The sequence below is a fragment of the Janthinobacterium sp. 67 genome (assembly GCF_002797895.1).
Taxonomy (GTDB): domain Bacteria; phylum Pseudomonadota; class Gammaproteobacteria; order Burkholderiales; family Burkholderiaceae_D; genus Janthinobacterium.
This window is the reverse complement of the sequence record NZ_PGES01000001.1, coordinates 4,965,835-4,991,230: the sequence shown is the minus strand read 5'-3', so window position 1 is coordinate 4,991,230 and position 25,396 is coordinate 4,965,835. Positions and strand designations below refer to the sequence as shown.

At 62.5% G+C, this 25,396-nt stretch carries 22 protein-coding genes and 1 riboswitch; of the genes, 6 read left to right on the top strand and 16 right to left on the bottom strand.

Translation table 11 applies throughout. The annotated features are described in order from the left end of the window. Positions 1 to 151: 151 nt before the first annotated feature. A complete protein-coding gene (polA, locus tag CLU90_RS22405) occupies positions 152 to 2,914 on the bottom strand; it encodes a DNA polymerase I (protein WP_100428936.1) in 2,763 nt (920 codons plus the stop codon). Positions 2,915 to 3,205: 291 nt separating this feature from the next. Between polA and CLU90_RS22400 the strand changes: the two genes are divergently transcribed. The 3 genes from CLU90_RS22400 (at position 3,206) to CLU90_RS22390 (ending at position 5,437) form a co-directional block, all read left to right on the top strand. Next, positions 3,206 to 3,601 carry a hypothetical protein gene (locus CLU90_RS22400; RefSeq protein ID WP_046683428.1) on the top strand — a complete coding sequence of 132 codons (396 nt, stop codon included), beginning with the start codon at positions 3,206 to 3,208 and terminating at the stop codon, positions 3,599 to 3,601. Between the two features lie 84 nt (positions 3,602 to 3,685). Further along, on the top strand, positions 3,686 to 4,642 hold the full coding sequence (locus CLU90_RS22395) for a homoserine kinase (RefSeq protein WP_100428935.1): 957 nt from the start codon (positions 3,686 to 3,688) through the stop codon (positions 4,640 to 4,642). 3 nt (positions 4,643 to 4,645) lie between these two features. Further along, positions 4,646 to 5,437: a BPSS1780 family membrane protein gene (locus tag CLU90_RS22390; RefSeq protein WP_092716867.1), complete on the top strand. Its 792-nt coding sequence runs from the start codon at positions 4,646 to 4,648 to the stop codon at positions 5,435 to 5,437. Between the two features lie 98 nt (positions 5,438 to 5,535). On the opposite strand, the gene CLU90_RS22385 is transcribed toward CLU90_RS22390, so the two are convergent. After that, positions 5,536 to 6,495, bottom strand: coding sequence for an IS110 family transposase (locus tag CLU90_RS22385; RefSeq protein ID WP_100427598.1), 960 nt, complete (start codon positions 6,493 to 6,495; stop codon positions 5,536 to 5,538). A 407-nt stretch (positions 6,496 to 6,902) separates the two neighbouring features. Next, positions 6,903 to 9,206, bottom strand: coding sequence for a UvrD-helicase domain-containing protein (locus CLU90_RS22380; protein ID WP_100428934.1), 2,304 nt, complete (start codon positions 9,204 to 9,206; stop codon positions 6,903 to 6,905). A gap of 109 nt (positions 9,207 to 9,315) precedes the next feature. On the opposite strand from CLU90_RS22380, the gene CLU90_RS22375 reads away from it, so the two are divergent. Together CLU90_RS22375 and CLU90_RS22370 are read left to right on the top strand one after the other, a co-directional pair. After that, the gene (locus tag CLU90_RS22375) at positions 9,316 to 9,591 is read left to right on the top strand and encodes a hypothetical protein (protein ID WP_100428933.1); all 276 of its coding nucleotides are present in this window, start codon (positions 9,316 to 9,318) and stop codon (positions 9,589 to 9,591) included. Further along, positions 9,588 to 10,112, top strand: coding sequence for a GNAT family N-acetyltransferase (locus CLU90_RS22370; RefSeq protein ID WP_100428932.1), 525 nt, complete (start codon positions 9,588 to 9,590; stop codon positions 10,110 to 10,112). Before CLU90_RS22375 ends, CLU90_RS22370 begins: the two co-directional genes overlap by 4 nt. A gap of 13 nt (positions 10,113 to 10,125) precedes the next feature. Here the strand turns inward: CLU90_RS22370 and CLU90_RS22365 are convergent, their stop codons facing one another. The 12 genes from CLU90_RS22365 to CLU90_RS22310 all read right to left on the bottom strand — a co-directional run bounded on the left by CLU90_RS22365 (position 10,126) and on the right by CLU90_RS22310 (position 21,515). Continuing rightward, positions 10,126 to 10,989 carry a hypothetical protein gene (locus tag CLU90_RS22365; RefSeq protein WP_157808880.1) on the bottom strand — a complete coding sequence of 288 codons (864 nt, stop codon included), beginning with the start codon at positions 10,987 to 10,989 and terminating at the stop codon, positions 10,126 to 10,128. 182 nt (positions 10,990 to 11,171) lie between these two features. Continuing rightward, complete coding sequence (locus tag CLU90_RS22360) at positions 11,172 to 12,278, bottom strand: S-(hydroxymethyl)glutathione dehydrogenase/class III alcohol dehydrogenase (protein WP_034749160.1); 1,107 nt, start codon at positions 12,276 to 12,278, stop codon at positions 11,172 to 11,174. A 93-nt stretch (positions 12,279 to 12,371) separates the two neighbouring features. Next, a complete protein-coding gene (locus tag CLU90_RS22355) occupies positions 12,372 to 13,004 on the bottom strand; it encodes an ANTAR domain-containing response regulator (RefSeq protein WP_034749164.1) in 633 nt (210 codons plus the stop codon). A gap of 78 nt (positions 13,005 to 13,082) precedes the next feature. Further along, positions 13,083 to 13,694 carry a thiamine phosphate synthase gene (gene thiE / locus CLU90_RS22350; RefSeq protein ID WP_100428930.1) on the bottom strand — a complete coding sequence of 204 codons (612 nt, stop codon included), beginning with the start codon at positions 13,692 to 13,694 and terminating at the stop codon, positions 13,083 to 13,085. Positions 13,695 to 13,704: 10 nt separating this feature from the next. Then, the gene (gene thiD / locus CLU90_RS22345) at positions 13,705 to 14,469 is read right to left on the bottom strand and encodes a bifunctional hydroxymethylpyrimidine kinase/phosphomethylpyrimidine kinase (protein WP_442906749.1); all 765 of its coding nucleotides are present in this window, start codon (positions 14,467 to 14,469) and stop codon (positions 13,705 to 13,707) included. Then, a complete protein-coding gene (locus tag CLU90_RS22340) occupies positions 14,469 to 15,260 on the bottom strand; it encodes a thiazole synthase (protein WP_100428929.1) in 792 nt (263 codons plus the stop codon). Before CLU90_RS22340 ends, thiD begins: the two co-directional genes overlap by 1 nt. Positions 15,261 to 15,275: 15 nt before the next feature. Next, positions 15,276 to 15,479: a sulfur carrier protein ThiS gene (gene thiS / locus CLU90_RS22335; RefSeq protein ID WP_070222852.1), complete on the bottom strand. Its 204-nt coding sequence runs from the start codon at positions 15,477 to 15,479 to the stop codon at positions 15,276 to 15,278. Positions 15,480 to 15,499: 20 nt separating this feature from the next. Further along, positions 15,500 to 17,413 carry a phosphomethylpyrimidine synthase ThiC gene (thiC, locus tag CLU90_RS22330; protein WP_100428928.1) on the bottom strand — a complete coding sequence of 638 codons (1,914 nt, stop codon included), beginning with the start codon at positions 17,411 to 17,413 and terminating at the stop codon, positions 15,500 to 15,502. A gap of 79 nt (positions 17,414 to 17,492) precedes the next feature. Next, positions 17,493 to 17,608: riboswitch (TPP riboswitch) on the bottom strand. Between the two features lie 83 nt (positions 17,609 to 17,691). Then, the gene (locus tag CLU90_RS22325) at positions 17,692 to 17,949 is read right to left on the bottom strand and encodes a hypothetical protein (protein WP_100428927.1); all 258 of its coding nucleotides are present in this window, start codon (positions 17,947 to 17,949) and stop codon (positions 17,692 to 17,694) included. Between the two features lie 39 nt (positions 17,950 to 17,988). Next, on the bottom strand, positions 17,989 to 18,795 hold the full coding sequence (locus CLU90_RS22320) for a response regulator (RefSeq protein WP_100428926.1): 807 nt from the start codon (positions 18,793 to 18,795) through the stop codon (positions 17,989 to 17,991). Between the two features lie 28 nt (positions 18,796 to 18,823). Then, positions 18,824 to 20,728 carry a hybrid sensor histidine kinase/response regulator gene (locus CLU90_RS22315; RefSeq protein ID WP_232731297.1) on the bottom strand — a complete coding sequence of 635 codons (1,905 nt, stop codon included), beginning with the start codon at positions 20,726 to 20,728 and terminating at the stop codon, positions 18,824 to 18,826. Positions 20,729 to 20,774: 46 nt separating this feature from the next. Next, positions 20,775 to 21,515, bottom strand: coding sequence for a Crp/Fnr family transcriptional regulator (locus CLU90_RS22310; protein WP_100428924.1), 741 nt, complete (start codon positions 21,513 to 21,515; stop codon positions 20,775 to 20,777). A 235-nt stretch (positions 21,516 to 21,750) separates the two neighbouring features. Between CLU90_RS22310 and CLU90_RS22305 the strand changes: the two genes are divergently transcribed. Next, positions 21,751 to 23,835, top strand: a complete 2,085-nt coding sequence (locus CLU90_RS22305; protein ID WP_232731296.1) for a putative bifunctional diguanylate cyclase/phosphodiesterase — start codon at positions 21,751 to 21,753, stop codon at positions 23,833 to 23,835. Between the two features lie 9 nt (positions 23,836 to 23,844). Here the strand turns inward: CLU90_RS22305 and CLU90_RS22300 are convergent, their stop codons facing one another. Beyond that, complete coding sequence (locus CLU90_RS22300; protein ID WP_092716841.1) at positions 23,845 to 24,894, bottom strand: porin; 1,050 nt, start codon at positions 24,892 to 24,894, stop codon at positions 23,845 to 23,847. Positions 24,895 to 25,396: the final 502 nt, after the last annotated feature.

Below are 25,396 nucleotides of genomic sequence, written 5' to 3'. Positions count from 1 at the left end.
GTGTGTTGACAAAAAATGTCGGCTTACGCGCTGCGCGCTAAGCCGACCTACGGTCATTGCTCAAGTAAACATGCGTTCGGCTTACGGTCATTGCTGAATTAAACATGTAGGTCGGCTTAGCGGGGCATGCCCCGCGTAAGCCGACACAGCATCAATGCGCTTCGTCCCAATTTTTACCGATACCTACTTCCGCCGTCAGCGGCACCTTCAGCGCGGCCGCGCTAGCCATCAGTTCCGGCAGCTTGCGCTTGACCAGTTCCAGCTCGGCATCCGGCACTTCCAGCACCAGTTCATCGTGCACCTGCATGATCATTTTTGTTTGCAAGTTGTCCGTTTCCAGCCAGCCTTGCACGGCGATCATGGCCAGCTTGATCAGGTCGGCGGCCGTGCCCTGCATCGGCGCGTTGATCGCGGCCCGTTCCGCACCCTGGCGGCGCGGGCCGTTTGGCGAATTGATTTCCGGCAACCACAAACGGCGGCCGAACACGGTTTCCACGTAGCCGCGCGCCTTGGCTTGCTGGCGCGTGTCTTCCATATACTGTTTCACGCCGGAGAAACGGGCGAAATATCGGTCGATATAGCTTTGCGCGGCCGTGCGGTCCACGCCCAGGTTGCCGGCCAGACCGAATGCGCTCATGCCGTAGATCAAGCCGAAATTGATGACCTTGGCGTAGCGGCGCTGTTCGCTCTGCACTTCCGCGGCCGGCACGCCAAAGATTTCGGCCGCCGTGGCGCGGTGAATGTCGATGCCGTCGGCAAATGCGCGCAGCATGGCTTCGTCGCCCGAGATGTGCGCCATGATGCGCAATTCAATTTGCGAATAGTCGGCCGAGACGATGTGGCTGCCCGGCGGGGCAATGAAGGCTTCGCGGATGCGGCGGCCTTCCGCGCTGCGGATGGGAATATTCTGCAAGTTCGGGTCGTTCGACGCCAAACGCCCCGTCACGGCCACGGCTTGCGCATAGTTCGTATGCACCCTGCCCGTCGTGACGTTGATCATCTTCGGCAATTTATCGGTATAGGTCGACTTCAGCTTGGCCATGCCCCGGTATTCCAGCAGCACCTTGGGCAGCGGATAATCCTCGGCCAGCTTCTGCAGCACTTCTTCATCCGTCGATGGCGCGCCAGTCGGGGTTTTTTTAATTACCGGCAGTTTCAGCTTCTCAAAGAAGATTTCGCCGATCTGCTTGGGCGAACCCAGGTTGAACGGCTGCTCGGCCAGTTCATAGGCCTTCTTTTCCAGTTCCAGAATTTTCACGGCCAGCTCGGCCGACTGGATGTTGAGCAATTCGTCGTCGATCAGCACGCCGTTGCGCTCGATCTTTTGCAAGACCACGGCCGTCGGCAGCTCGATCTTTTCATAGATGAAGGTCAGTTTTTCATCATTCGCCACATTGCCCCACATGGCATTATGCAAACGCAAGGTGACGTCGGCATCCTCGGCCGCGTATTTCGCCGCCTGCTCGACCTCGACTTGATTAAACGTGATCTGCTTGGCGCCCTTGCCGCACACGTCCTCGAACGGGATGGTCGTGTAGTTCAGGTGGCGCAGCGCCAGGCTGTCCATGTCATGCTTCTTGTGCGATTCGAACACATACGATTCGAGCAAGGTATCGTGGGCGATGCCGCGCAGGGTCACGCCATGGTTGGCGAAGATGTGGCTGTCGTATTTCAGGTTCTGGCCCAGCTTGGGCTTGTTTTCGTCTTCCAGCCACGGGCGCAGTTTCGCCAGCACGTGTTCGCGCGTCAACTGCTCGGGCGCGCCAGCGTAATCGTGCGCCAGCGGGATGTAGCAGGCGGCGTGCTCGGCCACCGAGAGGGAAATGCCGACCATCTGCGCCGTCATCGGTTCCAGCGACGTGGTTTCCGTGTCGACGGCGGTCAAGGGCGCCGCATCGATCAGCGCGATCCATTTATCGAGCTGCTCATCCGTCAGCACGGTTTCATACACGGCCTCGACTGCTGGCGCGGCATCGGCGAACATGTCGCCCGTCGTATTCGCGATGGCGGCACCGGCAACTGTCGGTGCGCCAACGGGAGACATCGGCGGCGGCGCCGCGCCCAGTTCGCGCAGCAGGGCCTTGAAGCCGTAGCGGTTGAAGAAGGCCAGCAGCGCTTCCTTGTCTTCCTGCTTCGCCACCAGCGAGTCGGCGATCGTCGTCATGTGCCCGGACAAATCGCAATCCGTCTTGACGGTGATCAGGGCGCGCGCCTGCGGCAGCCATGGCAGGGCCGTGCGCAGGTTTTCCCCCACGGCGCCACCCACCTTGGCCGCGTTTTCCATGACGCCTTCCAGGCTGTCGTACAAGGTCAGCCATTTGACGGCCGTCTTCGGGCCGCATTTCGACACGCCCGGCACGTTGTCGACCGTATCGCCGATCAGCGACAGGTAATCGATGATGCGGTTCGGCGGCACGCCGAATTTGACCAGCACGGCCGCCTCGTCGAGCTTTTCATTGCTCATGGTATTGATCAGGGTCACCTGGCTGTTGACCAGCTGCGCCAGGTCCTTGTCGCCTGTGGAGACCACCACGTTCATGCCGGCGGCGGCAGCCTGCACGGCCAAGGTACCGATCACGTCGTCCGCTTCCACGCCGTCGACCATCAGGATAGGCCAGCCCATGGCGCGCACGGCTTCGTGGATCGGTTCGATCTGCAGGCGCAGGTCGTCCGGCATCGAGGCGCGCGTGGCCTTGTATTCGGGATACATGTCATCGCGGAAAGTTTTACCTTTGGCATCGAACACGCAGGCGATGTAGGCGGCCGGGAAATCGGCGCGCAGACGGCGCAGCATGTTGACCATGCCGTGCATGGCGCCCGTGGGATAGCCATCCGGGCTGCGCAGGTCGGGCAGCGCATGGAAGGCGCGATAGAGGTAACTGGAACCGTCGACTAACAGCAGGGTGTTTTGCATAATGCCAATAAAATAAGGTGAGCCGCGCCAGCCGGGAAGACACAGCGGCGAACGGGCGGAATATCGCACAATTATCGCAGAGTTTAAGGCCGCGCCACCGGCCGCCACGCGTGCCGTTCTTGCTGTTTTTGCCACTCTGGCGGCCCCGTGCGGGCACGCGGGCTGCCACCTCGGCCGATTTCAACCCATTTAAACAGCATTGCCTACCAGTTTGTTACAATGCCTTATAGATAAATTGACGGCATTACACACTGCACGCGCTGCAGTCCCACACATGGAAGCGAACCCATCATGATGCGTACATCGACACTCTGGACATTCCTCGCCCTGCCCCTGCTGGCATGTTCGGCCATTGCCAGCGCCCAGACGCCGGCCAAACCGAGCGACGCGCCGCCACAGCTCGAACGTATCGAGGAAATGGGCGAAGCGCCCATTACCGTGGCGCCAGCGGCGGCCAAGCAGCAGATTACCGAAAAACGCGAAGCGGGCGTGACGTCCGAAGTCAAAGTCACGAGCGGCGGCAGCACGTATTACATGAAGCCGGCCGCCGGCGGCGACCAGGCCCACAATGGCGCCCTGCGCGGCCCGCAATGGAAAGTGCTGGAATTCGACCTGGGCAAGAAGAAACAGAAACAACGCGATGAAGAGGCAGCGGACGCGCCAGCACCGCCCGCACCAGCGAAGTAAGCAGCCACTCTCTTCTGCCCTGCCCCGGCCGCCTGCGGGGCAGCCGGCTTTTTTTTGACCTTTTAGACCATTCCCCTCTTTCCCATGGCAGTTTTTACCGCGCTACACCTGGACGATATCGGCCAGTGGATCACGCAGTTTCCACTTGGCAAACCTCTGGCGCTCAAGGGCATCGCATCCGGCATCGAAAACAGCAATTTTTTCCTGAGCACGGAGCGCGGCGAGTATGTGCTGACGATCTTTGAAAACCTCAGCTTCGAGCAATTGCCGTTCTATCTGCAACTGATGCGCCATTTGGCGGACCGGGGCGTGCTCGTGCCGGCGCCGATCGCCAATGCCGATGGCGAACTGGTAACGGCCCTGCAAGGCAAACCGGCCGCCATCGTCAGCAAACTCGACGGCAGCTCGCAGATGGCGCCGCAAGCCGTGCACTGCGCGGCCGTCGGCACCATGCTGGCGAAAATGCATTTGGCGGCGCAGGACTTCCCCCTGCAGCAGCCAAATTTGCGCGGCCTGGACTGGTGGAACGCCACTACGCCGCTGGTCTTGCACCACCTCGACGACGCCAAGGCCCATTTGCTGCGCGCGGAAATCCACTTCCAGGACGCCTTTGCCGCCTGCGATACGTATAAAGCCATCCCGCGCGGTCCCGTGCATGCCGACTTGTTCCGCAACAACGTCATGTTTGACGGCGAGCGCCTGACGGGCTTTTTCGACTTTTATTTTGCCGGCTGCGACACCTGGCTGTTCGACGTGGCCGTCACCGTCAACGACTGGTGCGTGGACCTGGACACGGGCGTGCTCGACACGGTGCGCGTGCGCGCCCTGCTTGACGCCTACCAGGCCGTGCGGCCATTCACGCATGAAGAACAGACGGCATGGCAACCGATGCTGCGCGCCGCCGCGCTGCGCTTCTGGCTGTCGCGCCTGTACGACTATTACCAGCCGCGCGAAGCGGAAATGCTGACGCCGCACGATCCCACGCATTTCGAACGCATTCTGTGCGAACGTATTGCCACACCTGCTCCGGAATTGTTTTAAAAAATGGAAAAATTACCTGCAAGTACAGGCTGGCTCTGGGTAAAACAAGGCTTCGGCCTGTTTCGCCAGCAGCCTGGCGGTATGTCGATGCTGTTTCTCGGCTATATGTTCTGCATGCTGGCCGTCAGCATCGTGCCCGTGCTCGGTCAATTGCTGCCCGTCATCCTCGTGCCCGTGTTTTCCGTCGCCTTCGTGCAAGGCTGCCTGAATATCGACCAGGGCAAGCGCGTCCTGCCCAGCCTCTTGATCTCGGGCTTTCGCAAGCCCGCGTTTCCGTCACTGCTGGGCCTGGGCGTGCTGTACATCCTGATGGCCATCGTCGCCATCGGCGCCTCGACCCTGGTGGACGACGGCTTGCTGTGGCAACTGGTCACCGGACAGCTGACGGAAGAAGCGGCGCGCGCCGCCATCCCCGAATCGCGCCTGGGCCTGGGCATCCTGCTGGCCATCGTCATGTACGTACCTGCCGCCATGGCCTTCTGCTTTGCCGCGCCGCTGATCTACTGGCAACGCATCAGCCTGGGCAAGGCGCTGTTCTTCAGCTTTTTCGCCGTCTGGCGCTCGCTGTCGGCCTTCATCGTCTTCGCCAGCACGTGGTTCGCCATCAGCGTCGTCACCAGCCAGTTGCTGGCCGTCATCTTTGGCCGCACGCCGCTGATGATGCAACTGATGATGCCGCTGTCGATGATACTCACCATCATCATGCATTGCTCGTTCTACGCGGCCTACCGCCAGATCTTCGGCCTGCCCGTCGATGACAGCAAGACCGTGTCGCTGGACAAGACCGGCGAATAATCGCCGGCCAGATGTAAAAAGGGGCAGCCTGCGCAGGCTGCCCCTTTTTTATTTTCCGAATGCCTCGCAATGCCACGGCGTAGATACTGTTATCCCCGTCAAGCGGCGTGCAAGGTCGGATCAAATATTTTTCCCGACCTGAGCACGCCGAATGCCACGTGCACCAGCTTGCGCATCATGGCGCCGATGATCAGTTTCTTTGCCTTGCCAGCAGCACGCAGGCGCTGACCAAAGCGCTTGCCCCAGGCTGTCCGGTACACGGTCACCATGGCGGGCATGTACAGCGCTTTGCGCAGGAAGCTATGGCCGACCTTCGACATGCGTGGCTTGCCACGTACGCTGGAACCAGACTCGTGCTGGCGCGGGTCGAGTCCCGCAAACGCCACGGCTTGCTTGGCGCTGTCGAAGCGCTCGGGATTGGCATAGTAGGACAGCAGCACCGGAATTGTCCGCTCTCCGAGGCCAGGAATGGTGTCGAGCAGCTCACGCTTGCCGCGCAAATCCGGGTCGTCATCGATATGCCGTCTGATGGCTCGGATCAGTTCCTTGATCTGGCCATCGAGCCAGGTGATGTGATCGACGATGCCCTGGCGTACCGCTGCACGCGCCACATCGAGCCGATTGCTTTCCTGCTGGCGCATGGCTTGCAAGGCTTCCATGCGCAGCACCATGGCGCGCAGTGCCTGTTCGGCCGGCGACGGCGCCAGCCATGGCTCGGGCTGGCGTTCATGGGCGAAGTCGGCGATCAGCTGCGCGTCGACTTTGTCCGTTTTCGTGCGCACCAGGCGCGAAGCGCCGAAGGCCTTGATCTGCGCCGGATTGATGACACTGACCAGCATGCCCCGTCCCGCCAGATATTCGGCCACCCTTTCCCAGTAGGTGCCGGTCGCTTCCATACACACACGCGGGCTGCCGGCCTCATGCTTGAGTAGCCATGCGTGCAGCTCGGTGTATCCTTTGTCATTGTTGTCTACTACCTTGTTACGATGCTTGCCATTGGGCAGGCGCAGCGCGCAGTCGAGCTTTGCCTTGGCAACGTCGATTCCCAGATTAAACATGCTGTGCTCCTCTTGCGATCTACCTTGTGAATGCGGGCTAACCGGCATGCCGGTGCCAAAGATACTGTCCGATCTTGACATTGAGGATGGGTAACTGGTGCGAGATCTACGAAACTGGCTCGAAGCCTAAGGGCGGATACGGCATCCAGTTACCCGGTCTTGATATGCCTACCAAGATTTTGACAGCGGTCGATACCGTTCGCAATATCACGAACGGCATGAAGGGAATAATACAAGGTCGGATTAGCGGCACGCCTTGTAATCCGACGCTGCGAGGCCAACAATGGTGTCGGATTACGCTTCGCTAATCCGACCTACGCGACCGGTCAGAGTATCGTCCTGTAGGTCGGATTAGCGGGGGCTGAAGGCCACGCGTAATCCGACAACATTGTTATGCCGGATTACCTTCACAGCCGTTCCAGCTTCGCAATCCCCAGGTCCAGCACCTTCATGCCGTGCTGTCCGAAATTGATTTGCGCGCGGGCATTGCCGCCGCCGCCTTCGATGTTGACGATCACGCCTTCGCCGAACTTAGCGTGCGCCACGGATTCGCCGATGCGCCAGCCGCCGCCCGTGGCTTTTTGCGCGATCTTTTGCGCAATCGCATTGTCCGAACCGAGGCTGGCCACCTTGGGCGCCTCGTCCCAGGCCGACTTGCGGTTGCCGAACCAGTTCGCCTGCACCTTCGGCGACAGCCATTTCAAGGATTCTTCCGGCAATTCGTCGAAGAAGCGCGACTTCATGTTGTAGCGCGTCTGGCCGTGCAGCATGCGCGTCTGCGAAAAGCTCATGTACAGCCGCTTGCGCGCGCGCGTGATGGCCACGTACATCAGCCGGCGTTCCTCTTCCACGCCGTTGTCTTCCTTCGAGCTGCTTTCGTGCGGGAACAGGCCCTCTTCCAGGCCCGTGATGAACACGTTGTCGAATTCCAGGCCCTTGGCCGAGTGCACCGTCATCATCTGCAGCGCATCCTGGCCCGCCTGCGCCTGGTTATCCCCGGCTTCCAGCGATGCATGCGACAGGAAGGCGGACAGCGGCGACATCACGGCCGGCAGCGGCGCGTCCGCATCCAAAATTTCGATGCCATCCTGGTTGACGACGGGCGCGCCCGACTGCGCCTGGGCGGCAGGGCCCAGATGGGCCGGTGCGCCCTGGCCGAAACCTTCCTCGGAAATGAACTGGCTGGCCGCGCTGACCATCTGCTCCAGATTTTCGATGCGGTCGGCACCTTCTTTTTCGTTCTGGTAATGCTGCAGCAAGGTACTCGCTTCCAGCACCACGCGCACCATTTCCGGCAAGGACAATTGCTGCGTTTCGAAACGCACGCCTTCGATCAGCTTGACGAAGCCGGCCAGCACGCTGCCCGCCTTGCCCGCCACGTAGGGCACGGATGCGTACAGCGAAATGCCGTACTGTTCCGAGGCGGCCTGCAATTGCTCGATCGAGCGCATGCCGATGCCGCGCGTGGGGAAGTTCACCACGCGCAAGAAGGCGGAATCGTTGTGGGGATTGTCCATCAATTGCAAATAGGCAATCGCGTGCTTGACCTCGGCGCGCTGGAAGTAGCGCTGACCGCCATACACGTGATACGGAATCGCGGCCGAAAACAGCGCGTGTTCGATCACGCGCGACTGCGCATTCGAGCGGTACAGAATCGCGATTTCGCTGCGCGAGGCGCCATCGGCGATCAGGCTTTTCGCCTCTTCGATGATCCACTGCGCTTCCTGCAGATCGGAACTGGCTTCATACACGCGCACCTGCTCGCCATGGCCCGCGTCCGTGCGCAAATTCTTGCCCAGGCGCTTGCTGTTGTTCGCGATCAGCACGTTGGCGCTGTCGAGGATGTGGCCGTGCGAGCGGTAGTTCTGCTCGAGCTTGATCAAGTTCTTGACCTGGAACTCATGCTCGAAGGCGCTCATGTTGCCGACATTCGCGCCGCGGAAGGCGTAGATGCTCTGGTCATCGTCGCCGACGGCAAACAGGGCGCCGCCATCGCGGCTGCCGTGGCCGGCCAGCAATTTGAGCCAGTTGTATTGCAGGTTATTGGTATCCTGGAACTCGTCCACCAGAATATGGCGGAAGCGGGCCTGGTAGTGTTCGCGCAGCGGCTGGTTGCGGCTCAGCAATTCGTACGTGCGCAACAGCAATTCCGCAAAATCGACGACGCCTTCGCGCTGGCACTGGTCGTCGTACAACTGGTACAGCTCGACCATCTTGCGCTCGTGCGCGTCGTACGCTTCCACGTCCGTGGCGCGCAAGCCCTGGTCCTTGGCGTTGTTGATGAAATACATCACCGTCTTCGGCGGGAATTTTTCATCATCGATATTGTTTGCCTTCAACAAGCGCTTGATCACCGACAATTGATCCTGCGAGTCGAGGATCTGGAACGTTTGTGGCAAGGCCGCGTCGCGGTAATGCGTGCGCAGCAAGCGGTTGCACAGGCCGTGGAAGGTGCCGATCCACATGCCGCGCGTATTGATCGGCAGCATGGCCGACAGGCGCGTGAGCATTTCCTTGGCGGCTTTATTCGTAAACGTCACGGCCAGGATGCCGGGCGGCGATACCTGCTGGGTCTGGATCAGCCACGCGATGCGGGTGGTCAGCACGCGGGTCTTGCCCGAACCGGCGCCTGCCAGGATCAGCGCATGCTGCGCCGGCAAGGTGACGGCAGCCAATTGTTCGGGATTGAGGTTGTGAAGAAGATTTTGCATCCCGTGATTATACCGGCATGGCTAAAAATACTGTGCATTTGTCCAGCGTTCGCGGCATTTTACCCACGCGCGCTACAATCGCCATCCCGACACCGCAGCCTGTATCCCCATGACACCCCCCACCCACCTCGACGGCGCCCGCGTACTGGCCTGGGCCTGGTCCGACCAGCCCTTCGGCCATGTCACCAATGAGCATGGTGGTGCCCCCACCGCCATCCACGGCCTGGCCGTCTGCCGTTACGCGGGCGAAGCGCGCATCTACCGTTTCAGCTGCGACGCGCAGTGGGAAACGGTGCAGGACGACGTGTATGCCAGCGCGGACGACGCCATGCGGCAGTTGCCGGCCCAATACTGCGCCGTGGCCGCCGTGTGGCACACGCCATGAGCTACACCATCCGCGCGGCCACCGGCGCCGACCTGCCCTTGCTGGCCCGGGTCGAACGCAGCGCCGCGGCCCTGTTTGCCCAGGCCGGGCCGGACCTGGCGTGGCTGGCGCAAGGGGAAACCTTGCCCCTAAGCACATTACAGGGGCTATGGCGCGAAGGCGGCCTGTGGGTGGCCGCCGATGAGCACGATACGCCCGTGGGCTTCCTGGCGGCCGAGGCGCTCGATGGCCAGCTGTTCATCGTGGAATTGTCCGTCGCGCTGCCGCAGCAACGGCAGGGACTGGCCGCGCGCCTGCTCGACGCGGCGGCGGCCCATGCCCGGGCGCTGGGCTGCGCCTGGCTGACCTTGAGCACGTATCGCCACCTGCCATGGAACGCACCCTATTATGCGCGCCACGGTTTCAGCGAAACCGATGCCGCGACGCTGGGCGCGGGCCACGCGCGCAGGCTGACGCGCGAAGCGCAGGATGGCCACGATCCGGCGCTGCGCTGCCTGATGCGCAAGCCGCTGGCGCCCTGATTCGGCACGCTGCTCAGCGCACCGGCTTCGCCTTGCCTTCGCTGAGCGCCTGGGCGATCACCTGGCGCGTGGCCTTGTCGGCCGCCTTGGTGGCTTTTTCCTGCTGGCGTCCCAGCGCTTCCATCTGCTTGCCCAGCACTTCCATCGGCTTGCCCCGCTGATCCATCTGGCGCGACAGCACTTCCGCCTTGTCCGCCTCGCGCTCGTGCGCGGCGGCGAGGCGGTCATTCACCTCTTCCATCTTGTCTTGCGCATCTTCCATCTGCTGCTGCAAGCTCTCGACATCGCGCTCGGCCGCGCGGCGCGCCGTCTCCGTCGTCGCCTGCGCCTGGCGGCGCGCCGCCTCGCCCATCTTGCGGCCCAGTTCCCGCTGCTGGCGGCCCAGCGCCTGCAGCTGCGCCGCCTCGCGCGTGCCGCCATTCGCCTGCGCCGCGCCCTGGGCGCCCATCTTGCTGCCCAGTTCACCCATCGCCTTGCCATGCTCGCTCATCTGCTTGCCCAGGCCGCTCATCTGAAAACCCAGATCTTGCGACGGCTTCCAGGCGTCGCGCACGCGGGCCAGCAGCGCGGCATCCTGCGTTACATAGCCTTTGCCCTGGTCGCGGAACCACAGAAACTGCCCCTTGAGCGAGCGCTGCAGCTGCTTGATCTGCTGGCCATCGACATCGGTGCCGGCCATGGTGACGCTGTCCTCCGTGCTGTCGACGAGCGCATAGCCATCGCCGCTGCCCATGGAAATATTGATCTGTTTGCTGGGTGCGGCCGGTGCGGCCGGCGGCGCTGGCGGCGCGGGCGGCTGGGGCGGCTGCACGGCCAGCGCGCTGCCGCCGATCAGGATACCGGCCAGGCTGAGGATCAAACGGTGGGAAGTGGACATGGCTGCCTCGTCGCAAAAGTAGTGGAGCATGCACTTTAGCGGTGGATGGAGCACCGCTCCAGCGCCATGCGACAGGCTGCAAAAAGACCGCCCTGGATGGCAAACACGGACGATGGATGGAGGCGGGCAAAAAAAACGGAGGCCGCAGCCTCCGCAAAAACGCCGTGGTACGGCGTAATGTATTAGTACAGCACGACGGAGCGGATCGACTCGCCGCTTTTCATCAGGTCGAAGCCCTGGTTGATGTCGTCGAGCTTCAGGCGGTGCGTGATCAGGTCGTCGATGTTGAGCTTGCCTTCCATATACCAGTCGACGATCTTCGGCACATCCGTGCGGCCGCGCGCGCCGCCGAAGGCGGAACCTTTCCACACGCGCCCCGTCACCAGCTGGAATGGACGGGTGGAAATTTCCTGGCCGGCCGCCGCCACGCCGATGATGATGGACTGGCCCCAGCCCTTGTGGCAGCACTCGAGCGACTGGCGCATGGTGGTGGTGTTGCCGATGCATTCAAACGAATAGTCGGCGCCGCCGTCCGTCAGCTGCACGATGGTGTCGACGACGTTTTCCACCTCGTTGGCGTTGACGAAATGCGTCATGCCGAACTTGCGCGCGATGGCCTGGCGGGCCGGATTGATGTCCACGCCGATGATCTTGTCGGCGCCGACCATCTTGGCCGCCTGGATCACGTTCAGGCCGATGCCCCCCAGGCCGAACACGACGACATTCGCGCCCGCCTCGACCTTGGCCGTAAACAGCACGGCGCCCACGCCGGTGGTGACGCCGCAGCCGATGTAGCAAACCTTGTCGAATGGCGCATCTTCGCGGATCTTCGCCAGGGCGATTTCCGGCACGACGATGTAGTTGGAAAAGGTGGACGTGCCCATGTAGTGGAAGATGGGCTTGCCGTCGATGGAAAAGCGCGAGGTGGCATCCGGCATCAGGCCGCGGCCCTGGGTCGAGCGGATCGACTGGCACAAATTGGTTTTTTGCGACAGGCAGAATTTGCACTGGCGGCATTCCGGCGTGTAAAGGGGGATGACGTGGTCATCCTTTTTCAGGCTTTTCACGCCCGGTCCCACGTCTACGACGATGCCGGCGCCTTCATGGCCCAGGATGGACGGGAAAATGCCTTCCGGATCGGCGCCCGACAGGGTGTAGTAATCGGTATGGCAAATGCCCGTGGCCTTGATCTCGACCAGTACCTCGCCCTCGCGCGGGCCGGCCAGGTCGACTTCCTCGATGGTCAAAGGCGCGCCCGCCTTCCATGCAATCGCTGCTTTGGTTTTCATGTGTGTCCTGTGGTGTGTGCTGAGTATGGTTGAACCGGGCGCGCCAGCGCGCCGTATCGCCACATCATAACAAAGCAGGCGCCAGGAAAACGCTTACTTGGTTTTTGCGCGGTTCAAGAACGCTCCGTGCAAGCCGTTCAGGGTTTCCTCGGCCAGCAGCAGCTGGCTGGCGATCTCATTGATCTTGCGGCGGCTGGAACGGGCATGGTCGCGCAGCACTTCAAAGGCCGTGTTGCGGTCCGTCTGGAATTTACCCATCAGCAAACCCACGGCCAAACTCGTTTCGCGGCCGGCGGCCAGGGCCGCGTTCAGGTTCAGCTCCGTGCGGCGCAGCTGGCGGATTTCATCGGCACGGGCCAGGCCCGCTTCAAACGCGGGCATCAAGCGGCCCTCGTCGACGGGTTTGACCACGTAACCGACGGCGCCATAGGCGGCCGCCTGCTTGCCCGATTCGCTGTCGCCGCTGCCGGACAGGAACATGAACGGCACGGCCGTCTCGCCATGCAGGCGCTTGGCCAGTTCCAGCCCGGACATGCCCGGCATGTGGATGTCGAGCAAGGCCAGGTCCGGCTCGCGCTGGGCGATCAGTTGCAGCGCCACTTCGGCCGAATGGGCCAGGGCTGTTTCGTAGCCGGCATGGCGCAGGACTTCGCCGAGGAATTCCAACAGGAGCTGGTCATCGTCAACGATCAGGATAAGGCGTTTCGCGGCGGCTGGCTGACTCATGGATGGGGGACCTCGGTAATGAATGATGTTCTTATTATATGCCGATTATTCCCCCGAACCAGCCCTGCACGCCCCTATTCATGCCGCAAACAAGTGATTGAATTGCTGCACCGCAATATCCACATCGTCCGCCTGATAGACGCTGCTGATGGCCGCCACCATGTCGGCGCCGCGCGCTGCCAGCGGCGCGGCGTTCTCCGGCGTCATGCCGCCGATCACCACGCAGGGCAAGGCAATCTCGCGTTTCGCCTGCAGCACGATGTCGAGCGATGTCGTGACCGGGTACTTTTTCACGAGCGATGGATAAAAGCCGCCGAAGGCCACATAGCTGGCGCCGCCCGCCTGCGCCGTCCTTGCCAGGGCCATGTCGCCATAGCAGGAGGCGCCGACGAGCTTGTCCTTGCCCAGCCGCGCGCGTACCTGCGCGACGGAGGCATCCGTGCCGCCCACGTGCACGCCGTCCGCGTCGAGCTCTTCGCACAGTTCGATGAAGTCATTGATGATGAAAGGCACGCCATACTTGCGGGCCAGGGCCAGCAAGGCGCCCGCCTGTTCGCGCCGCTGATCCGCTTCGGCACTCTTGTGGCGGTATTGCAGCAAAGCCACGCCTTCCTGCAAGGCTTGCTCACTCACGTCGAGCAGGCGGTCGGTGTCGTCCCAGTTCGGGGTGACCAGATACAGTCCACGCATGATGTTTTCCTTATTGAATGAATCGTTGCGGCATCAGCTGGCCTGGCGCTATCGCATACGCGCCAGCCAGGGCCGCATGGCAATAGCGTTGCGCGCCATCGAGCGCCTCTTGCATCGGCACACCTTGCGCCAGACGCGCCGCGATGGCCGACGCCAAAGTGCAGCCGCTGCCATGAAATTCGCCGGGCAGGCGCGGCCAGCGCCACTCGCGCTCCCTGCCCTCGGCGTCGAACCAGCGGTTGACGAGCACCTCGCCGTCACCATGGCCGCCCGTCACCAGCACGTTCTCACAGCCTCGCGCGCGCAAGTTTCCCTCGCCGCCCAAGGTCAGCGCTTCCGGGCCGTTCGGTACGATGACGGTCGTGACCGGCAGCAAGGGCGCCAGCGCCAGCACGGCATCGTCCCGGCTCAGCACGTCGCCATGGCCGCTGGCCAGCACGGGGTCGAGCACCACAGGTAAATGCGGCCGGGCCAGCCGCAATTGCGCGATCAGTTGCGCAATGACGGCCGCGTTCGCGGCGCTGCCGGGAATGCCGATTTTGACGGCATGAATCGCCATCTTGTCGATCAGCGCCTGCGCTTGGCGGCGCAGCAATTCCGGCGCCACCGGCTCGATGCCAAAGACCCTGTCGTTGTCCTGCACCGTCAGCGCCGTGATGACGGGCAAGGCATGTGCGCGCTGCGCGGCAATGGCCACGATATCGGCGGCGATGCCGGCGCCACCCGATGGATCGGCGCCGGCAAACACGAGCACAGTGCGGCGCATCGGCGTCATCACGCCAGGCGGCCCGCCATCGGCGACGACGGTGACGCGGCAAATTTGCGCGGCATGCGTCCCGCCAAAAACGCTTCGCGCCCGGCCCGCACGGCCAGCTTCATCGCATGCGCCATGCGCACGGAGTCGCGCGCGCCGGCAATGGCCGTATTCATCAGCACGCCATCGCAACCGAGCTCCATGGCGATGGCCGCATCGGACGCCGTGCCCACGCCGGCATCGACGAGCACGGGCACTTTCGCCTGGTCGATGATCAGCGACAAGTTCCAGGGATTCAAAATGCCCATGCCCGAACCGATCAGGGACGCCAGCGGCATGACGGCCACGCAGCCGATATCTTCCAGGATCTTCGCCTGGATGGGGTCGTCGCTGCAATACACCATCACGTCAAAACCATCCTTGACCAGCTCTTCGGCCGCGATCAAGGTTTCCGGCATGTGCGGAAACAAGGTCTTTTCGTCACCGAGCACTTCCAGTTTCACCAAGTTGCGCCCGCCCAGCAGCTCGCGCGCCAGTTGCAAGGTATAGACGGCATCCTTGGCGTTGTAGCAGCCGGCCGTGTTCGGCAAAATCGTGTACTGGTCCGGCGGCACGAAGTCGAGCAGGCTGGGTGCGTTCGGATCCTGGCCGATATTCACGCGACGGATCGCCACCGTGATGATCTGCGCCTCGGCCGCATCCGTCGCTTCGCGCGTCTGCGGCAAATCCTTGTACTTGCCGCTGCCGACCAGCAAGCGCGATTGATACTGTTTGCCTGCGATGGTCAGCAGGTCATTGTTATTACTGTTCATTGCTTTTTCCTTAGTTCAGCCGCCGCCGATGGCGCGGACTATTTCCACTTGATCCTGGGTTTGCAAGACCTGTCCCGGCCACGCCTTGCGCGGCACGACATTGCGGTTGACGGCCAGCGCCAGCGCCTGGTTTTCCAGCGACAGGGCGGCGATCAGTTGGTCCAGGGTTTGCCCCGGCGGCACCTGGTGCGGCGCGCCGTTGAGCGTGATGGATATCAATGCGGTCATCACGCCCTCCCTCAGACCTTGCGGTACAGCTCGGCGCCATTCTTGATGAATTCGATGGCCTTGATTTCCATGCCCTGCTTGAGTGCCTTGTCTTCCGCGATGCCCATGCCGGCCGCGTATTCACGCACTTCCTGCGTGATCTTCATCGAGCAGAAATGGGGACCGCACATGGAGCAGAAATGCGCCACCTTGGCCGAATCCTTGGGCAGGGTTTCATCGTGGAATTCGCGTGCCTTGTCCGGGTCCAGGCCGATGTTGAACTGATCATCCCAGCGGAATTCGAAGCGGGCTTTCGACAGCGCGTTGTCGCGGATTTGCGCACCCGGATGGCCCTTGGCCAGGTCGGCGGCATGCGCCGCGATCTTGTAGGTGATGATGCCGTCCTTGACGTCGTTCTTGTTGGGCAGGCCCAGGTGCTCCTTCGGCGTCACGTAGCACAGCATGGCCGTGCCATACCAGCCGATCAGGGCCGCGCCGATGCCCGACGTGATGTGGTCGTAGCCGGGTGCGATGTCGGTCGTCAGCGGTCCCAGCGTATAGAACGGCGCCTCGCCGCACTGGTCCAGCTGCAAATCCATGTTCTCTTTAATGAGCTGCATCGGCACGTGGCCCGGCCCTTCGATCATCACCTGCACGTCGTGCTTCCAGGCGACTTGCGTCAGTTCGCCCAGGGTCTTCAGCTCGCCCAGCTGCGCTTCGTCGTTGGCGTCGTAGATCGAGCCGGGACGCAAGCCGTCGCCCAGCGAGAACGACACGTCGTACGCCTTCATGATTTCGCAAATCTCTTCGAAATGCGTGTACAGGAACGATTCCTGGTGATGCGCCAGACACCATTTCGCCATGATAGAGCCGCCGCGCGACACGATGCCCGTCAGGCGCTTGGCCGTCATCGGCACATAGCGCAACAGCACGCCCGCGTGGATGGTGAAGTAGTCGACGCCCTGCTCGGCCTGCTCGATCAGGGTGTCGCGGAAAATTTCCCAAGTTAAATCTTCGGCCTTGCCATTGACCTTTTCCAAGGCCTGGTAAATGGGTACGGTGCCGATCGGCACGGGGCTGTTGCGGATGATCCATTCGCGCGTCTCGTGGATGTGTTTACCTGTGGACAGATCCATCACATTGTCGCCGCCCCAACGGATGGCCCAGGTCATCTTTTCCACTTCCTCGCCGATCGACGAGGTGACGGCGGAATTGCCGATGTTCGCGTTGATCTTCACGAGGAAATTGCGGCCGATGATCATCGGCTCGACTTCCGGGTGGTTGATGTTGGCGGGGATGATGGCGCGGCCGCGGGCGATTTCCTCGCGCACGAATTCGGCCGTAATTTCCGCAGGGATGCTGGCGCCGTAGGCCTGGCCCGGATGCTGGCGGCCCATCAGCTCGGCCAGGCGCTCGCCCATGGGGCCGGAGGCTTTCAGTTCGCGCAGATATTCCTGGCGCCGCATGTTTTCGCGGATGGCGACGAATTCCATTTCCGGCGTGATGATGCCGCGCCTCGCGTAATGCATCTGCGTCACGTTCTTGCCGGCGATGGCGCGGCGCGGCTTGCGGTGCAGATTGAAACGCAGCTCGGCCAGTTTCGGATCCGCCAGGCGGGCGATGCCGTATTCGGAGGTCGGACCGGGCAATTCTTCCGTGTCGGCACGTTCCATAATCCACGGCAGGCGCGGCGTATCGAGGCCAGAGCGGATGTCGATCTGCACGTCCGGGTCCGTGTACGGGCCGGAGGTGTCGTAGACGTAGATCGGCGGATTCTTTTCGCCGCCGAACGACGCTTCCGTGTCGGACTGGCTGATCTCGCGCATGGGCACGCGGATGTCGGGGCGGCTGCCTTCGACATAGATCTTGCGCGAATTGGGCAGCGGCGCGATGGCGGCTTCGTCGACCGTGGCGGTGGCGGAGAGGAATTTCGGGTTGGCGTTCATTTTGGCTCCTTGGCTAGACTATTTTTAAGCCTGGAGCCAGCTAAGGAGGTTCGGAATTGCGCACGCGGAAAAGCGGGGTGCGTTCATCCTAAAGCTTCCCTTCGCTGGCATTATCCAGATCAGGTTCGGAGGGTATTTCTCACCCGCGCTTGCACCGTGTTTCCACAGCGAAAGGCAGGACCCCTAGCGTTTGCCGCCTTGCGGCAGCGAGCCAATTATACGCGGTTCACGCCGCGTGGCCAGATGATTTCTTGCAGGTGTCGTCTTTGTACATCGCTCTACTTCTTCTTGCCCCAGCGCCAGCTGGTCGGTTCGCCCTTCAGCTGGCAGATGAAAATAAGCACGGCAACGATGGCCACTTCATACACGATGTAGCCGACCAGCATGGTTTGCGGCGGGAACAGGAAGGCGCCGCAGGCGAACAGCGCCAGCGCGGCCAGGAACACGAGCCAGCCTTGCCACGTGATGGGCAAGCCCCAGCCCCAGCCATAGGTCTTGGCGGGGAACCAGTATTGCGGCGTTGATTTGTCAGCCATGATGCTTTCCTTGTCGATGTGGATAGCAGCAAGTATAAATCAGGCAATGCGCAAGCGCTCCGTGACATCGAGGCCGATGCCGCGGTAGCCGATGAAGCGGCTGCCATTGTCGAACATCGGTTCGCCGCTCACCTGCAGGTACTGCGTGCTGCCGTCGCCATTGGCGCGGCTGTAGATGAAGTCGAGAAATGGTTCACGCGCAGCAATTTTTGCATCGAGCAGCGCTCGTTCGGCAGCGTTCCAGCGCTGCGGCTCTTCTTCGCTGCCGATGCCCAGCATTTCAGCCACGGGGCCGGAAAAGCGCGTCAGGTTTCCCTGCGCATCCTGTTCCCAGTACCAGTCAGACGACAATTCCGTGAAGCGCTGGAAGCGCGCTTCGCTTTCGCGCAGCTCCGCCGTGCGCTCTTCCACCATTTGCTCGAGCGACTTGTTGTATTCGGCCAGCTTCTGGTACAGCAGGCGCACTTCCAGCATGTTGTGGATGCGCGTCTTGACTTCCACCAGGTCGAACGGCTTACTGACGAAATCCTTGGCGCCCGCCTGCAGCGCGCGCAACTTGTGGCCGGGCTGGGCCGTGATCACCAGCACGGGCAGATAGCTGCCCGCCTCGATGTCGCGCAAGCCTTCCATGACCTCGAAGCCATCCATTTCCGGCATCTGCAAGTCGAGCAGGATCAGGTCGTAGCGGTGCTGCTGGTGCAGTGCGCGCACGGCTTGCGGGTCCATGGTGGAGGTAATGCGCGTATAGCCGGCATTGCGCAGCACCTGTTCCAGCAGCATGACGTTCGCCTCCTGGTCATCGACGATGAGGATGCTGGCGTTCAGGATCTCGGTGGCTTGAAGCATGGCGGTATTCCTAAAAATAAATGCTGAATTAGCGTACTGCGTGAATGTCGTCGGCCAGGCCGTGCGCGGCCGCATGGTGCAGGGCCACGTCGAGCGCATCCATGAATTCGACAACCTTGATGGGCTTGGTCAGGTAGCGGAAGAACCCCGCTTCCAGGCCCTTCTCGATGTCGCGCGGCACGGCGTTGGCGGACAGGGCCATCACGGGAATATGGCTCGTGAGCGGGTCGTCATGCAGGATATGCAGGGCGCCAAAGCCGCTGATGCCGGGCAGGTTGATATCCATCAAGATCACGTCCGGCTGATACGTGCGCGCCAGGTCGATGCCCAGGTGCGCATCGATGGCCGTCAGCAGCTTCAAATCGCTGCGGCGGGCGATCAATTGCTCCACCAGCGCCAGGTTGGCGGGATTGTCTTCCACGTACAGCAAGGTGCGCTGGCTTTCCTGCGGCTCCTGCACCTGCGGCAGCGCGTCGCCGTCGCCCAGCACCAATGCCGGCGCGCTGCTGGCGGCCAGCTCGAACCAGAACGTGGTGCCCACGCCGACCGTGCTGTCGACACCGATGGTGCCGCCCATCAATTCGACCAGTTGCTTGGTGACGACGAGGCCGATGCCCGTGCCCTCTTCCGTGCTGTTTTCCTGTCCCAGGCGATTGAATGGCTGGAACAGCTGGGCCACCTGGCCCGCGTCGAGACCGGCGCCACTGTCGCGCACGCTCACGCGCACCCGTTCGCCATGGCGGCTGCATTCGACGGTGACGGCGCCGCCGCCCTGGTTGTACTTGATGGCGTTCGACAGCAGGTTGACCATCACCTGTTTCACGCGCGTGCGGTCCGCATGCACGAAGTAGGCTTCGCCGCAGCGGGGGAAATACATGCGGATGCCGCGTTTTTCCGCCTGCGGCGCGATCATCGCCTGGCAATCCTGCAGCACGTCGAGCAGGGACATCGCCTCCTGCGACAAGGTGACCTTGCCCGATTCGATCATGGCCAGGTCGAGGATTTCATTGATCAGGCGCAGCAGATACCAGCCGCCCTTGAGGATTTGCTCGATCGAGCGCTGCTGCGGCGGGCTCGGCGGCGGCACGTCGGACGCCATCAGCTGCGCAAAGCCCAGCACGGCATTCAGCGGCGTGCGCAATTCATGGCTCATGCTCGACAAAAATTCCGACTTGGCGCGGTTGGCCTTTTCCGCCACCTGGCGCGCCTTCGTCAACTCCGCATTGTTGCTCTCGACCAGCGAACGCGTGTACGCCTGCTGTTCGCGCAAGCGCTGGTCCAGCAAGGCCTGTTCCGCCTCGACCTGCTTGCGCACCGTGTTATCCGTGCCGATCAGCAAGTAACCGATGACCTTGCTCTGCGCGTCGCGCAAGGCCGTCACGGAGACGATGGCGGGGAAGCGGCTGCCATCGTTGCGGATGTAGGTCAGTTCATAAATGTCTTCGATGCCACGCGTGGCCTTGAACACGAGCGCTTCCACGCCGGGCGTGATGACGGTGTCGAGTTCGGCACTGAGGGCGGCGGCGCGCGCAACGATTTCTTGCGCGTCAGAAATACCGGCCGGTGTCAGCCTGTCGACCACGTCGCTCGCCGCATAGCCCAGCATGCGTTCGGCGCCCACGTTGAAAATCTGGATCACGCCCTGGGCATCGGTGGCGATGCAAGAAAAATTGGCGCTGTTGAAAATCGCATCCTGCAAGGCGCCCGCCTTGAGCAGCTGGCGCGGCAGGCTGGCCGCCAGGGTGCGCCGGTACAGCGCCACGAGCAGCATCAGCAGCAAGAAGACCAGCGCATCGATGACGCAGGCCGTCTCGAACGGCGCGCGCCAGGCCAGCAGGCCGATGGCCAGCAGCACGATGGCGCTGAACGAAAACGCCAGCGCCATGGGCCAGCGCGACGGTGCGCGCGGGGGGGTGTTTTCAACAGATTGCATGAGCTAGCCTGGGCTTGTGACTACGATAAGAGGAAAGATGCGGTATTCAGTGCGCCTGGCGCTGGCGCACGTCCGACAACAGGCGCGTGAATTCTTTTTTCACCACGCCATAGCATTCGCACACATGGCCTTCGAGGCCGGCGCGGTCCAGCACGGAGATATGGCCACGCCGGTAGCTGATGAAGCCGCGCGTCTGCAAACGCCCGGCCGCTTCCGTCACGCCTTCGCGGCGCACGCCCAGCATGTTGGCAATCAATTCCTGCGTCATGGTCAGCTCGCGGTTCGGCAGGCGGTCCATGGTCAGCAGCAGCCAGCGGCACAGCTGCTGCTCCACCGTATGGTGGCGGTTGCACACGGCCGTCTGCGACATTTGCGTGATCAGCGCTTGCGTATAGCGCAGCAGCAAGCGCATGACGGGACCGGCGCGGTCGAATTCCTCCATCAGCAAATGCGCCTTCAGCCGGTAGCCGACGCCACCCGTCTGCACGACGGCGCGGCTCGGCGTCGAGTTGCCGCCCATGAACAGCGACACGCCCACGACGCCTTCATTGCCGACGCCGGCAATTTCCGACGAGCCGCCGTTTTCCAGCAGGTAATGAATGGAAACGATGGCCGTGGTGGGGAAATACACATGCTGCAGCTTGTCGCCCGAATCGTAGATCACGTCACCGAGCAGCATCGATACTTGCTCCAGGTGGGGGGCCAGGCGCGCGAAATCGGCGTCGAGCATGGCGGCGAGCAAATGGTTTTGATTCGGGTTGTGCAACTGGGCATGCGGACTCGACATGGGCAGGTTTCCTGTTTTCCAGTCGTCAGCTAGGGGATCGATGAAAGGCGTCCGAACGAGGGGCGCCATGTGGTGCAGCGTAACACAGCGCTGGCACAGTGACCCGACTATATTTCTTGTCAGCATTGCCGTCCGTTCGGTAGCGAACGGACGGCATTTCGCCGCGCACCCTACAGTCAGTCACTGCCCGGCCTGCCTGATCATGGATCGGCACCGGCGCTGCCACGGGACCACCATGCAATCATTCTTCAAACGCATCTCCATTTCCGTTTCCACCTCGGCCCTGCTCACCCTGGCGTTCGGGCTGTGCCTGACGGCCCTGTGCTACGCCTCGGCGCGCCAGATCGAGGCGGAAAGCGCACGGCTGCTGCTGCAGTACCACGCCAGCGGGCACACCTTGGGCGCCGCGCTGCTGCCGGCCAAAGGCATGGGCCTGGACGCCAACCATCGCGGTTCGCTGTATGTGCTGCTGGGTGGATTGCTGTCGAGCCTGCTGGCGGCCGCGTATGTGTATCAGCTGGTGTCGCGCAACTCCGTGATTGCCCGCATCACCGGCGAGCGCACGGCGGCGCTGCAGTTTGCCAATTTGCGCCTGTCCGAAGACATCGCCGCGCGCATGCACAATGAAAAGTCGCTGCGTTTGCGCGAACGCATCATCGAAGTATCGGCCAACGCCATCATCCTGTGCAGCGCCGACGCACCGGGCTATCTGATCGAATACGTCAACCCCGCCTTCGAGCGCATCACCGGCTATGCGGCCGGCGAAGTCATCGGCCAGCGCCTGGAAGACTTGCAGGGCCCCGAGCAAGGACGGCAAGACATGCACGCCATTACGGCGGCCCTGCGCGAACAGCGCGAAGGCAAGGCCATCGTGCGCAATTTCCGCAAGGATGGCAGCAGCTACTGGAGCGAGCTGTTCGTCGCCCCCGTGCGCGACGACGGCGATGGCCCAGTCAGCCACTTTGTCGTGGCGCAATACGACATCAGCACCGTCATGCGTTTCGAACAGGAACTGGAATTCCAGGCCAGGCACGATATCCTGACGGGCCTGGCCAACCGGGCCCTGCTGCGCGAACGGCTGGAGCAGGCGATGGCAGTGACACGGCGCAGCGGCCAGCCCCTGTGGGTGGTCTTCATCGACCTCGACCGCTTTAAATTCGTCAACGATACCCTTGGCCACGATGCGGGCGACCTGGTGCTGAAAAACGTGGCCGAGCGCCTGTGCGACGCCACGCGCGAAGTCGATACAGTGGCGCGCCTGGGCGGCGATGAATTCGTGCTGTTGCTGCCCCAGCACGGCAATGGCGAACCGGGCGCCGCCATCCTGCAACGCATCCAGGACGCCGTGGCGCAGCCGCTGCAACTGGGCGAATATGAATTTTTTCTCAGCTGCTGCATGGGCGTGGCCGTGTATCCCGACGATGGCGTCGATGCCGACACCCTGATCAAGCATGCCGACATCGCCATGTACCGCGCCAAGGAACAGGGACGGGGCCACTGGCAATTCTATGCCTCGAGCATGAATGCGGGCACCCTGGAGCGGCTGGAACTGGAGAGCGAGTTGCGCCACGCGCTGGAACGGGGGCAATTCCACCTCGAATACCAGCCCCAGCTGGACCTGGCCAGCGGCGCGGTGGTGGGCATGGAAGCGCTGCTGCGCTGGCAACATCCGCAGCTGGGGCGTGTTCCGCCTGCCAGCTTCATCGGCCTGGCAGAGGAAATGGGCTTGATCATTCCCATCGGCGATTGGGTGCTGCGCACGGCATGCGCCCAGGCGCGCGCCTGGCAACTGGCAGGCCATGGCCCGTTGCGCCTGGCCGTCAACCTGTCGGCGCGGCAATTCAAGCAAAAGAACCTGCTGCACGCGGTGGCACAGGCGCTGGCGGACACGGGACTCGACGCCGCCCACCTGGAACTGGAATTGACGGAAAGCATGGTCATGCATGACGTGGAGCAAGCGACGACCATCATGGCCAAGCTGAAGGCGCTGGGCGTGCAACTGTCGATCGATGACTTCGGCACCGGCTATTCCAGCCTGGCCTACCTGCGCCACTTCCCCATCGATGTGCTGAAAATCGACAAGACCTTCGTCAGCGACATCACGCACAGCATCGACGACGCGGCCATCGTGCGCGCCATCATTTCGCTGGCGCACAGCCTGCGCCTGAAAGTGATCGCCGAAGGCGTGGAAACGGAGCAGCAGCTGGCCTTCCTGCGCCAGCACGGCTGCGACCAGATGCAGGGCTACCTGTTCAGCCGCCCGCTGGCCGCCCCCGCCTTCGAAACATTGCTGCTCGAAGGCAGCATGCTGCCCGTTTAGCGCACAGTCTTAAAACGCGTGGCGCAGGCCGACGTTGAAGGCGCGGTTGCCCGTGCCCACTTCCGTGGCATTGCCCACCATGTAGGCGGCGTCGTTGCGGTTGCGGATGTGCGCGTAGGCAACATACACCTTGCTGCGCTTGGACAAGGCATACGTGGCGCCGACGGCCAGCTGCCGCGCATCGCGATTGGCCGCATCGCGGTCATCCTTGTGCACGTACGAGGCCAGCAAGGTCGTCGCGCCCAGCGGCACGGACACGCCGACGATGGCGTCGCGGCTGTCGGTCGACTGGGCCGGCGCCTGCGCCGCGCCGTACGGATTTCCACCAAAGAACATGGTGCTGCCGTCGCCCGTGTTGCGGCCATAGCCGGCAAAGGCCGTCGCCACGCCGAAGTTGTAGTTGCCGGCCAAGATGGTGTTGTTCACGTCGGCCTTGCCCGGCTCGCCGGCACGGCTCTGGCGCGCCAGGCGCAGGGTCAATGGACCATTGACATAGCCGAGGGCCAGGCCCAGTGAACGCTGGTCGGCCGCAATCCCCGTGTGTTCGCCAAAGCCGTACAGGACCGTGGCCGTCACGCCGCGCATTTCAGGTGTGGAATAGCGCACGGTATTGTCGATGCGCGTGGCCGAATAGCCGGCCAGATTGGTTGCCGCGCCGGCAAAGCCGCCCTCGAACGGATCGGCCACGTCGGTCAAGGCCTGGCTTTGCAGGTTGTACTGGCGGCCCACGGTCAGCATGCCCAGCGGGCTGTCGATGCCGACGAAAGCCTGGCGGCCGAACAATTGCCCCGCCTGGTCGGAGCGGCCCGTGTCGCTCAGGACGCCAGCTTCCAGGGTGAACACGGCTTGCAAGCCATTGCCCAGCGATTCCGTGCCGCGCAAACCCAGGCGCGAGCCGGCCGATATGCCGCTGGTCAGCTTGCTGACGCCGCCTTCCTGCACCAGGCCCGCGTCCATCAAGCCATACACATCAACGGACGATTGGGCGTGGGCCGCAGGCAAGGCGCCCACGGTGGCGATGGTCGAAACGAGGCCGACGGTGATCGAGATTTTTTTCATGCTGGTTTCCTTGTATAGGCGAAACCAGGAAAAGAGAGCGGCCATGGCGCGGCCACAGGCGCCAAAGGCGCGCTGAGGAGTGCCGTATCGAAAGACGACTGGCCAGGCAGCAAGATTCCTGGCTAAGCTGTGGCGGCAGCGGCGTGCAATGAGCCGCGTTGATTCCGCCGTGAATGGTGCACCGCTGGCGGTGCGCGTGGCTCAGGCGCCCGGCCCGAAGGGGACGCACTGAAAGTGGCTGGCATCGCGGATGCGCTGGCCTTGAGACGCGGACGTGTGTTGGATATGAAACTTGGATACAACCGCGTCTGCTGGCGCCGTCCGCAAGGATGGGGCAGGAGGCGCCGAGGCCGGCATTATAGCATCGGCCACCCTTTTACCCCCGTTTTATTGCGCCATCTGTTGTTAGTTCGCGGCCCGCCAGGCCGCCAAAACACTGAAAAAGGACGCTAGCCACGCTGCAGGCGATGCCGCGTCATCTATAATGGTTCCTTTTGCCAAT

What these genes read in the sequence shown, in the direction of transcription:
- polA (WP_100428936.1), bottom strand. Translation starts at nt 2,914, where the DNA reads ATGCAAAACACCCTGCTGTTAGTCGACGGTTCCAGTTACCTCTATCGC.
- CLU90_RS22400 (WP_046683428.1), top strand. Translation starts at nt 3,206, where the DNA reads ATGATGCGTACATCGACACTCTGGACATTCCTCGCCCTGCCCCTGCTG.
- CLU90_RS22395 (WP_100428935.1), top strand. Translation starts at nt 3,686, where the DNA reads ATGGCAGTTTTTACCGCGCTACACCTGGACGATATCGGCCAGTGGATC.
- CLU90_RS22390 (WP_092716867.1), top strand. Translation starts at nt 4,646, where the DNA reads ATGGAAAAATTACCTGCAAGTACAGGCTGGCTCTGGGTAAAACAAGGC.
- CLU90_RS22385 (WP_100427598.1), bottom strand. Translation starts at nt 6,495, where the DNA reads ATGTTTAATCTGGGAATCGACGTTGCCAAGGCAAAGCTCGACTGCGCG.
- CLU90_RS22380 (WP_100428934.1), bottom strand. Translation starts at nt 9,206, where the DNA reads ATGCAAAATCTTCTTCACAACCTCAATCCCGAACAATTGGCTGCCGTC.
- CLU90_RS22375 (WP_100428933.1), top strand. Translation starts at nt 9,316, where the DNA reads ATGACACCCCCCACCCACCTCGACGGCGCCCGCGTACTGGCCTGGGCC.
- CLU90_RS22370 (WP_100428932.1), top strand. Translation starts at nt 9,588, where the DNA reads ATGAGCTACACCATCCGCGCGGCCACCGGCGCCGACCTGCCCTTGCTG.
- CLU90_RS22365 (WP_157808880.1), bottom strand. Translation starts at nt 10,989, where the DNA reads ATGTCCACTTCCCACCGTTTGATCCTCAGCCTGGCCGGTATCCTGATC.
- CLU90_RS22360 (WP_034749160.1), bottom strand. Translation starts at nt 12,278, where the DNA reads ATGAAAACCAAAGCAGCGATTGCATGGAAGGCGGGCGCGCCTTTGACC.
- CLU90_RS22355 (WP_034749164.1), bottom strand. Translation starts at nt 13,004, where the DNA reads ATGAGTCAGCCAGCCGCCGCGAAACGCCTTATCCTGATCGTTGACGAT.
- thiE (WP_100428930.1), bottom strand. Translation starts at nt 13,694, where the DNA reads ATGCGTGGACTGTATCTGGTCACCCCGAACTGGGACGACACCGACCGC.
- thiD (WP_442906749.1), bottom strand. Translation starts at nt 14,469, where the DNA reads ATGACGCCGATGCGCCGCACTGTGCTCGTGTTTGCCGGCGCCGATCCA.
- CLU90_RS22340 (WP_100428929.1), bottom strand. Translation starts at nt 15,260, where the DNA reads ATGAACAGTAATAACAATGACCTGCTGACCATCGCAGGCAAACAGTAT.
- thiC (WP_100428928.1), bottom strand. Translation starts at nt 17,413, where the DNA reads ATGAACGCCAACCCGAAATTCCTCTCCGCCACCGCCACGGTCGACGAA.
- CLU90_RS22325 (WP_100428927.1), bottom strand. Translation starts at nt 17,949, where the DNA reads ATGGCTGACAAATCAACGCCGCAATACTGGTTCCCCGCCAAGACCTAT.
- CLU90_RS22320 (WP_100428926.1), bottom strand. Translation starts at nt 18,795, where the DNA reads ATGCTTCAAGCCACCGAGATCCTGAACGCCAGCATCCTCATCGTCGAT.
- CLU90_RS22315 (WP_232731297.1), bottom strand. Translation starts at nt 20,728, where the DNA reads ATGCAATCTGTTGAAAACACCCCCCCGCGCGCACCGTCGCGCTGGCCC.
- CLU90_RS22310 (WP_100428924.1), bottom strand. Translation starts at nt 21,515, where the DNA reads ATGTCGAGTCCGCATGCCCAGTTGCACAACCCGAATCAAAACCATTTG.
- CLU90_RS22305 (WP_232731296.1), top strand. Translation starts at nt 21,751, where the DNA reads ATGCAATCATTCTTCAAACGCATCTCCATTTCCGTTTCCACCTCGGCC.
- CLU90_RS22300 (WP_092716841.1), bottom strand. Translation starts at nt 24,894, where the DNA reads ATGAAAAAAATCTCGATCACCGTCGGCCTCGTTTCGACCATCGCCACC.